The organism is Marinospirillum alkalitolerans (assembly GCF_045055655.1).
Classification (GTDB): Bacteria; Pseudomonadota; Gammaproteobacteria; order Pseudomonadales; family Halomonadaceae; genus Marinospirillum; species Marinospirillum alkalitolerans.
Genome location: NZ_JBANFI010000019.1, coordinates 1 through 2,046 on the forward strand (window position 1 = coordinate 1; position 2,046 = coordinate 2,046).

Sequence of the window (2,046 nt, forward strand, 5' to 3'; positions counted from 1 at the left end):
CTTGCTCACCGGAAAATTGCAAGCGAAGCGAGTAATTTTTCCGTGTGCAGCAACTTGTTATGTTTCTTGCCCAACAATGCCCACCACTTCATAAACCAAATTCCTATATTGACTCAGGAGCCTGTAATTGTTCTTCGTTTCACCATTTTCCCCTCCGCTCTCGAACTGCACAACCTGTCGAAGGTGAGGGTTTGATTTTTTAGTAAGAAACTGGCTTACGTTGCTAAGCAAACGCCCTGCGTGGCCAATATTCTCTCCTATACCTTTATTGAACAATTTTTGTTTGATTTCTTCTCGATCAAATTCTCTATCTTCTGAAAGCAAAATTTCGAAAAAAGCCAGAACTCTAGGTGTTAAATCAGATTTTCGACTTAATGACTCAACTAAAGCCTTTCGTAGTTCACTCTCGGTTAAATCAGACTTCTCTAATGAAAACGAACCAGATCGGGATAAGCTTTTTTCTTTATTTTTAGTTTCTTTCCGTTTGATATAGTCACGAGCCTCTGGGGCTGGAACCATGATGGTGGGATTGATAAACAATCCACATTCTGAATCTACAAAAGGCTCAAGTTTCACACATTGGATATCAATCCCATATTCCAACAACCACAATACAGCAGAAACCACATCCGAATGAAATTCCCTTGAAGCCAAAATAACCCTCTGCTTTTGATTTAAGCGCTCCGGTTCGTCATCAATAAATTTCTCTATTTTTTCCTGCGCTGTGTCTTCATCGCTTCCCGAGTATGAAGCGAATATACGGTATATCTCTTCATCCGTGAAAGCGGAACAGTAGGATGCGTACTTAATTGCTTGCCAATCTACACTTGACCCAGAATCATCTCTTTTTAGTTCGACAACCACAAGATTAGCGGACTTGTCTATCGCTAGCAGATCAAGCCTACACCTAGAAGGAAGCTCATACTCTTTCGCAATGACAAGGAGTTCTTCACCTAAGACGGAGGGAACCTTTTCGATCCATTCTTGAATATCAAACCGCTCTCGCAATCCAAGCTCAGAATATTTCGCCTCGGACAGCTTTTTTAATGTCTTGTTCTCAACATCCACCTTGTACATCAGTCAGATTATCCTTTAGAAACATAACGCCAAGCTCACGCGAACGAGAGCGACGACCGTTTTTGTGTAAAATTGAGCGCAGCGAAACACAAAAACGGACTAGCGTTCGTGTCGCGTGCAGCGCCTTGTTATTGCAAGAAACAGCAAAAAAGAAAGCTAAACACTGCCGACTTGCCGAAAATGGCCAACTTAGGTTAAAGCCGCATCACTCGATACTGGCACACTATTTCTGAGTGGAGCCAACAGAATGCGCCGAACTCAAACCTGAAAAAACGAGCAGATTGGGCGGTCTGGAAAACCTGTCAAGTACAGCAACGAAGCAACTCAAGCAAAGCCACCACTTGCCGCGCTTGAAGACTAAGCCTTCATTTGAAAACTAGCGAGAGCAACCCGATAACGAAGGCGCGGCACACTATTCAAAGGCCAAACCTGACGAAATCCTGCTAGAACAGCGCCTCGATCTGCTGCGGCGACCTGCCTACTATCCCGAAACAACCCGCCCCAACCGACGCAACCAAGCCAATGCAATAACGCCAAGCTCACGCGAACGAGAGCGACGGCCGGTTTTGTGTAAAATAGAGCGCAGCGAAAACACAAAAACGGGCTAGCGTTAGTTTCGCGTGCAGCGCCTTGTTATTGCAAGAAACAACAAAAAGAAAGCTAAAAGTTGAGAGCTTGCAGCAAGTGAAAAGCCAAGGTTAAAGCCCAGAACTCAGAAAATGGCACACTATTTCTGAGTGGAGCCAACAGAATGCGCCAAACTCAAGCCTGAAAAAACATGCAGATTGGGCGGTCTGGCAAACCTGCCAAGTAGAGCAACGCAGCAACTCGAACAACGCCACCGCTTGCCGCACTTGCAGACTGAGCCTTCATTTTAAAACTAGCGAGAGCAGCCCAACAACGAAGGCGCGGCACACTATTCAAAGCCCAAACCTGACGAAATCCTACTAGAACAGCGCCTCGATCTGC

1 protein-coding gene is annotated in these 2,046 nt (G+C 45.3%); it reads right to left on the reverse strand.

Going from position 1 to position 2,046, the window contains the following annotated elements; genetic code table 11:
* Positions 1 to 57: 57 nt before the first annotated feature.
* Complete coding sequence (locus tag V6U78_RS12615; protein ID WP_405341539.1) at positions 58 to 1,077, reverse strand: hypothetical protein; 1,020 nt, start codon at positions 1,075 to 1,077, stop codon at positions 58 to 60.
* Between the last annotated feature and the right edge of the window lie 969 nt (positions 1,078 to 2,046).